6 protein-coding genes, 10 tRNA genes and 1 pseudogene are annotated in these 6,633 nt (G+C 35.8%); 8 read left to right on the top strand and 9 right to left on the bottom strand.

The window, feature by feature from the left end; genetic code table 11:
• A pseudogene (locus tag HMPREF3029_RS06400) lies at window positions 1–995 on the top strand (hypothetical protein); the annotation flags it as partial.
• A 455-nt stretch (window positions 996–1,450) separates the two neighbouring features.
• Here HMPREF3029_RS06400 and HMPREF3029_RS06395 read toward each other — a convergent pair.
• From HMPREF3029_RS06395 to HMPREF3029_RS06360, 8 genes are all read right to left on the bottom strand, one after another.
• Window positions 1,451–1,538 (bottom strand) — tRNA-Ser (locus HMPREF3029_RS06395).
• 54 nt (window positions 1,539–1,592) lie between these two features.
• Window positions 1,593–1,664, bottom strand: a tRNA-Glu gene (locus HMPREF3029_RS06390).
• 7 nt (window positions 1,665–1,671) lie between these two features.
• Window positions 1,672–1,743, bottom strand: a tRNA-Asn gene (locus HMPREF3029_RS06385).
• A gap of 7 nt (window positions 1,744–1,750) precedes the next feature.
• Window positions 1,751–1,824 (bottom strand) — tRNA-Gly (locus HMPREF3029_RS06380).
• Between the two features lie 8 nt (window positions 1,825–1,832).
• Window positions 1,833–1,905 (bottom strand) — tRNA-His (locus HMPREF3029_RS06375).
• Between the two features lie 2 nt (window positions 1,906–1,907).
• Window positions 1,908–1,983 (bottom strand) — tRNA-Phe (locus tag HMPREF3029_RS06370).
• 13 nt (window positions 1,984–1,996) lie between these two features.
• Window positions 1,997–2,072 (bottom strand) — tRNA-Asp (locus HMPREF3029_RS06365).
• Window positions 2,073–2,083: 11 nt separating this feature from the next.
• Window positions 2,084–2,156 (bottom strand) — tRNA-Met (locus HMPREF3029_RS06360).
• Between the two features lie 143 nt (window positions 2,157–2,299).
• Between HMPREF3029_RS06360 and HMPREF3029_RS06355 the strand changes: the two genes are divergently transcribed.
• From HMPREF3029_RS06355 to HMPREF3029_RS06325, 7 genes are all read left to right on the top strand, one after another.
• Window positions 2,300–2,887 (top strand): thermonuclease family protein, encoded by a 588-nt coding sequence (locus HMPREF3029_RS06355; protein ID WP_070622885.1) that lies wholly within the window; start codon window positions 2,300–2,302, stop codon window positions 2,885–2,887.
• 294 nt (window positions 2,888–3,181) lie between these two features.
• Window positions 3,182–3,256 (top strand) — tRNA-Asn (locus tag HMPREF3029_RS06350).
• 10 nt (window positions 3,257–3,266) lie between these two features.
• Window positions 3,267–3,356: transfer RNA gene (locus HMPREF3029_RS06345), tRNA-Ser, on the top strand.
• A 137-nt stretch (window positions 3,357–3,493) separates the two neighbouring features.
• Complete coding sequence (gene queD, locus HMPREF3029_RS06340) at window positions 3,494–3,868, top strand: 6-carboxytetrahydropterin synthase QueD (RefSeq protein WP_070710199.1); 375 nt, start codon at window positions 3,494–3,496, stop codon at window positions 3,866–3,868.
• On the top strand, window positions 3,868–4,608 hold the full coding sequence (queE, locus tag HMPREF3029_RS06335) for a 7-carboxy-7-deazaguanine synthase QueE (protein ID WP_070710198.1): 741 nt from the start codon (window positions 3,868–3,870) through the stop codon (window positions 4,606–4,608). Before queD ends, queE begins: the two co-directional genes overlap by 1 nt.
• A gap of 230 nt (window positions 4,609–4,838) precedes the next feature.
• A complete protein-coding gene (locus tag HMPREF3029_RS09635; RefSeq protein WP_070710197.1) occupies window positions 4,839–5,498 on the top strand; it encodes a transglycosylase family protein in 660 nt (219 codons plus the stop codon).
• Between the two features lie 79 nt (window positions 5,499–5,577).
• Complete coding sequence (locus HMPREF3029_RS06325) at window positions 5,578–6,075, top strand: hypothetical protein (RefSeq protein ID WP_040928544.1); 498 nt, start codon at window positions 5,578–5,580, stop codon at window positions 6,073–6,075.
• 70 nt (window positions 6,076–6,145) lie between these two features.
• Here the strand turns inward: HMPREF3029_RS06325 and HMPREF3029_RS06320 are convergent.
• Window positions 6,146–6,633: IS3 family transposase (locus tag HMPREF3029_RS06320; protein WP_168165512.1), on the bottom strand; the 488-nt coding region annotated here is incomplete at its 5' end.

Below are 6,633 nucleotides of genomic sequence, written 5' to 3'. Positions count from 1 at the left end.
ACGATACAGTAGATGTTTATAAAGACAAAGGGTTAACGATTAACAACTCAAACCTTTGTTCAGAAATTATGTTGCCAAACAAAGAAGACTGGTCATTCGTATGTAATTTATCTTCAATGAATATTGAACGTTATGACGATTGGAAAGACACAGATGCAGTAGAAACGATGATTTACTTCTTAGATGCAGTCATGAGTGAATTTATTGCTGATTTAGAATCTATGAGAGATTCTGAAGACGCAGAACTCCGTGAAGCATTTAAACATATGAAACGCGCTTATAAATTCGCGGTTGAAAACCGTGCATTAGGCCTTGGAGTACTTGGATGGCATTCATATTTACAAGCGAACATGATTCCATTTGAAAGTATCGAAGCAAACAAAATTAACTCACAAATCTTCTCACTTATGAGAAAGCGTGCGTATAAAGCAAGTGAAGAACTCGCAGAAAAATTCGGTGAACCAGCAGTTCTTAAAGGATACGGTAGACGTAACGCCACGCTACTTGCGGTCGCACCAACAACGTCAAGTTCATTCATTTTAGGTCAAGTTTCAAAATCGATTGAACCATTCATGTCAAACTACTTCGTAGTCGACACTGCAAAAGTTAAAAAGACAATGATTAACCCGTACTTAAGAGAATTATTAGAAGAAAAAGGCAAAAACACTGAAGAGATTCTAAAGTCAATCCGTGACAACGACGGATCAGTTCAGCACTTAGACTTTTTATCAGCAAGAGAAAAAGAAGTATTTAAAACGTTTGGTGAATTAAACCAATACAACGTCATTGAACAAGCATCAACAAGACAACAATTCATCGACCAAGGTCAATCATTAAACATCATGGTAAACCCAAGTCACATTACAGCAGAAGAGTTAAACGAACTGCACTTATTCGCTTGGGCGAATGGTATCAAATCACTATACTATCAACACGGTACAAACGCAGCACAGCAATTTAACTTAAGCAAAATTTGTATCAACTGTGAAGCATAAAACGATGATACACCTTCTAACTGAAAGTTAGGAGGTGTTTTTTCATCTTTAAACACTAGAGGTTTGTGATGTTTAGTTTTATTTAACAGATTTTGGATGAAATATTGGGTTTTTGTAAATGAGAAGATGAAGAGGTCATCTGAAACAGGAGTATAAGGTTGTTTTTAATCTTATTGTGTAATAATAGCTTTTTACAAAATTATATTTAACAAAAATATCGTGATTCTGTTAGATATCTGGATATAATTAACAGATTTTCGGAAATCTGACGGGTTTTTGTTAGATATATTTTTATAATTAACAAATTTTGACTCGCCGGCACAGTTTTTGTTAATTATCTTGATATATCTAACAAATTTCCGCTACAAACCGCAGTTTTTGTAAATGAGAAGATAAAAAACTACCTATAATCCTACAAAAAAGACGAGTACTAAAATCAGTACTCGTCTAATTAGCGGGTAGAAAGGGATTTGAACCCTTGAAACGGGGTTGCCGTTTACACGCGTTCCAGGCGTGCGCCTTCAGCCGCTCGGCCACCTACCCAAACTTATTAAATTATAAAAATAAAAGGCTGTTCGAATGAACAACCTTTAAGAATGACCCCTACGGGACTCGAACCCGTGTTACCGCCGTGAAAGGGCGGTGTCTTAACCGCTTGACCAAGGGGCCATAAAAGCTCCGCAGGTAAGATTCGAACTTACGACCGATCGGTTAACAGCCGATAGCTCTACCACTGAGCTACTGCGGAATAATAATGGAGCGGGTGAGGAGAATCGAACTCCCGACATCAGATTGGAAGTCTGAGGTTTTACCACTAAACTACACCCGCTAATGAAGGGCGACTGATGGGAATCGAACCCACGAATGCCGGAGCCACAATCCGGTGCGTTAACCACTTCGCCACAATCGCCATGGTGGTTCTGGACGGAATCGAACCGCCGACACTCTGATCTTCAGTCAGATGCTCTACCAACTGAGCTACAGAACCTTAAATATATAAATGGCGGTCCCGACGGGAATCGAACCCGCGATCTCCTGCGTGACAGGCAGGCATGTTAACCGCTACACCACGGGACCTCATTAAAAAATTGCGGGAAGTGGATTTGAACCACTGACCTCCGGGTTATGAGCCCGACGAGCTACCAACTGCTCCATCCCGCGTTAATATGAATTTTTAACGTCTAGATAGTATTCTACACAATGAAACGAATAATTACAAGAGCTTTTTATTAATTTTAAAAAATAAAATGTATCTCTATATAATTTCTTGTATAATTGTAATAGCATAAATGAAGGATGGTTTTATGAACAAGAAATTTAACGTGAACGACCTATATAAACCAGGTAAAGATCCTTTTAAAAAGTTTCGCAAATTAAGTTTACCTGGTTTACTGATTGTCTTTCTGTTTTTAATAGTATTATATTTCGTCAGTGAGAATCCAAAAATTGTCGAAACTGGTGTAGATATAAATGATGCTGAAAGTCTCGTAAAATACGAAGTGACAGTTGATTTTCATATAGATGGAGATACGACTCGATTTTACTTTAATGATGAAAGTTATTCCTTTAGATATTTACTAATTGATACTCCTGAAATCGGCAGAAAATCTGGTGAGAAAGACGAGCCATTCGCAAAAGAAGCGCTACATAGAGTAGAGGATTTACTTAATAATGCAGAACATATATATGTTATGTTTGATCAGTCACAAACAGATAATTATGGTAGATATTTAGTATATGTATTTGCGGATGACATAATGGTCAACGAACAACTTGTAAAAGAAGGGCTTGCAGAAGTGAAGTACGTATATCCGCCAAATACAACGTACGAAAATAAAATGCGTCAAGCTGAAGAAGAAGCGAAAAGAAAGAAAGTCGGTATGTGGAGATAAGCAATAACTTTCTAATTATGTCTAAATTATGAACGTCTAATTGAGAAAATCGAATTATTTTCTCAATTAGGCTTGTTTTATTTTTAAAGGGGTGCTATTATAAAATCATGAAATGAACAAATCGCCCCCCGATTACATTTTCATTTCGAAGTTGTTCGCAAAACTAATAAATTTTTAAGCAATGCAGAAAATAAAATCTGCATTGCTTTTTTATTTAATTCATATTTTTTTATAAAATATCATTGAAATATTTTACAGAGTTGCTATAATAGAACATGTTGATTAATTAAATATTCCGCAGTAGCTCAGTGGTAGAGCTATCGGCTGTTAACCGATCGGTCGTAAGTTCGAATCTTACCTGCGGAGCCATTTTTATTTTGGGCACGTACTCAAGTGGCTGAAGAGGCGCCCCTGCTAAGGGTGTAGGTCGGTTCATTCCGGCGCGAGGGTTCGAATCTCTCCGTGCCCGTACATAAACCTTATTATATAAGGGATTTAACCAGTTTGGTGACTAACTGGTGGCAGTTATGAGAATAACTGCCGTATTTTTTTGTCTTTTTTTAAATGATACAATATATATAACGAGTTTATATAAGGAGTACGGATATGTTTTACAATTATGAAATAACAAAAGAGTTTCATTTTAGTGCGAGTCATCAATTGGATTACTTACCAGAAGGACATCAATGTAAAAGACTTCACGGTCATAATTATATCGTTAAAGTGACTTTAGGCTCAGACGAACTCAATGATGATGGTTTCGTTACAGATTTTGGTTTATTAAAGCCAATTAAAGTATTTATAGATGAAAATCTCGATCACAGACATTTAAATGACGTGTTTGATTTTAAAACAACTTCTGAGAATATCGCTAAATTCTTCTATAAAAAAATCAAAAATGAGTTAAATATGGATAACGTTGTAGAAGTTACAGTATCAGAAACACCGAAAACATGGGCGAGATATAGGGAGTTACGCTAATGAGACAACAAAAGAAAATGCCTATTATGGAAATTTTTGGACCAACTATACAAGGTGAAGGTATGGTCATTGGTCGAAAGACGATGTTCGTTCGTACAGGTGGATGTGATTATTCATGCGCGTGGTGTGACAGTGCCTTTACGTGGAATGGTGAAGAAAAGGCGAACGTCCTTTCAGCAGAAGACGTCTATAATAAAATTCAAGAAATAGGGTACATAGATAATAGAAGAAATTTTAATCATGTGACGATTACAGGTGGAAACCCTGCACTTATTAATAAACCGATGAATGATCTAATTGATATGCTCCATAATGATGATGTGAAAGTTGGACTAGAGACTCAAGGTTCTATTTATCAAGATTGGTTTTTAAAAATAGATGATTTAACAATTTCTCCGAAACCACCATCTTCTAAAATGGAAACAGATTTTAAGATTCTCGATGATATATTAAATAAACTAGATGAAGCGGCTGTCAATTTCAGCTTAAAAGTCGTTATATTTAATGAAGAAGATTTTGACTATGCGAAATACGTATATAATAGATATAAAAATTATAATCGAAATTTTTATGTGAGTGTTGGGAATCCGGACCCTTATGAAGGTGGCGATATAAGTCGCCGTCTATTAAACGATTTAAAAGAGTTATGGGAAATGGTATTAAATGATCCTGAAGCTAATGATTTTAAGCCATTACCTCAACTTCACGCACTAATTTATGATAATCAAAGAGGTGTTTAATGACGATTGTTACAATCTGTTACACGCCTGACACAATCACTTCAAACCTTATAGAAATAGGTCTTGGAGTGATTTTTTGGTTAATCGTATCTGAGTAATGAAATACTATGTAATTATCCTGTCAAATATGGGCGTGATTCTTAATATTGCTGTAACCACAGTAATATTTAGACGTGCTATAGTATGTACAGTGAAAGAAATGATTCTACATTTTTTAGGAGGATTTCATAGTGAAGAAAACAATTTTAACAACAGGTTTAGCAGTTGGTTTAAGCTTATCATCATTAGCAGGAGTTCAAGCAAATGCATCAGAAGTTAATGTTGATGAAGCAAAACTTGCAAAACTTGCAATCAATAATCCAGAAAAATTAAACGAAGCACCAGTTCAAGAAGGAGCTTACGAAATCTCATTTGATCTTGAAGGTACAACTTTCAAATTCAAATCAGATGGAGAAAGATGGGTATGGAAATACGCACCAGTTGGTTCGGATTTCTCTGATTTTGATAACTCATTTAACAACAACGAATCATATGTAGCAAGTGCTCCAGTAGTAGAGAACTATTCTTCTTACGAAACGTATGAAGCACCAAGCTACTCATATAACGAACCAAACTATTCGTACAGTGCTCCAAAAGCATCAGCTCCATCATCAAACGATGGTTTAAACTGGGCTGCTCTTGCAATGTGTGAATCAGGTGGTAACCCGAACATCGTAGATGCTTCAGGAACTTACCATGGATTATACCAGTTTGACGCTGGTACATGGGCATCAGTAGGTGGTACAGGAGTTGCTTCTCAAGCATCTGCTGAAGAACAAACAATGCGTGCAAAAATGTTATATGCTCAACGCGGTGCACAACCATGGCCTAACTGTGGTGCTTACCTATAATATTTAATAAATCAAGCATGTTTTCTTCGTGAAAACATGCTTTTTTTGTTATTATTATAATTAAGAGAGTGGTGATTATATGGATATAAGTCTAGACGTCATTAGTATTTTATCGATTATAATTGCAGTCATTGCTATTACGACAGCAATTTTAGCATTTAGAGTTCGTGGCAAGTCTCAAGTGTTACTTACTCAACCTTATTTGGAAATCGATGAAGTAAAGACATTTACGAACGATCAAAACCGTCGTGTTCTGCAATTTAGAATTATAAACAACAATGCAAATCCGTTTCATTTTGAGGATTTTACAATTGAAGGTTATGATTTTACGACAGATTATGAATATGGAACACCAGCGGTCGATTCACGTGGAGTTATAGAGCACGACGTAATTAAATTAAACGTTTATATCGAAGAAAGAACAGCGTTTAATGCGAGAATTTTAATTAGATATCGTGACTTTAACAACCATGTACATAAAGCGCGATCAGTTAAAATCTACATTGAAGGTGGAGAAATCGCGCATGATGTCACAGGTACGAAATTTATTTTAACGAAACGTACTGCGATGTTTTAAGGTGAATTAAATGCAGAAAAAATAGAGATGTTATTTAATGATGTGCTACCCAAAAGTTGGACTTTTGGAATTAAGCAGATTGTAAGGTATGTTTCCTGAATTGTTCAGGAGACATGCCTTTTAATTTTAGCTTAATTCTATCTTTATTATAGTATCTAATATATTCATGTACTGCGATTTCTAATGCTTCATATGTCTTGAACACTTCTCCATAAAACATTTCTTGCTTTAATAAGCCGAAGAAATTCTCCATCGGTGAGTTATCTAAACAGTTTCCTTTACGTGACATACTCATTGTTGCACCAAATTCTGTTATGGTATTTCCCCAACTTCTATGTTGATAATGAAACCCTTGATCCGAGTGAACCATTAATTGATTTAAATAATTTCGATGTCGTTCAAACGCCTGTTTTAACGGTTGAATTGCGATATCTAAGCTCGGTGAACGACTGACCTTATATGCGATAATTTCAGAGTTGTAACAGTCCATAATTGTTGATAGGTATAATTTCTTGCCTTTGATCGGTAACGCAAACTCTGTGACATCTGTGACCCATA

The organism is Nosocomiicoccus sp. HMSC059G07 (genome assembly GCF_001815515.1).
Classification (GTDB): domain Bacteria; phylum Bacillota; class Bacilli; order Staphylococcales; family Salinicoccaceae; genus Nosocomiicoccus; species Nosocomiicoccus ampullae_A.
This window is presented reverse-complemented; position numbering and strand designations above follow the sequence as displayed.

Bases quoted from the DNA above. Each gene is read 5' to 3' on its own strand.
- HMPREF3029_RS06355 (WP_070622885.1), top strand. From the start codon at position 2,300: ATGAACAAGAAATTTAACGTGAACGACCTATATAAACCAGGTAAAGAT.
- queD (WP_070710199.1), top strand. From the start codon at position 3,494: ATGTTTTACAATTATGAAATAACAAAAGAGTTTCATTTTAGTGCGAGT.
- queE (WP_070710198.1), top strand. From the start codon at position 3,868: ATGAGACAACAAAAGAAAATGCCTATTATGGAAATTTTTGGACCAACT.
- HMPREF3029_RS06325 (WP_040928544.1), top strand. From the start codon at position 5,578: ATGGATATAAGTCTAGACGTCATTAGTATTTTATCGATTATAATTGCA.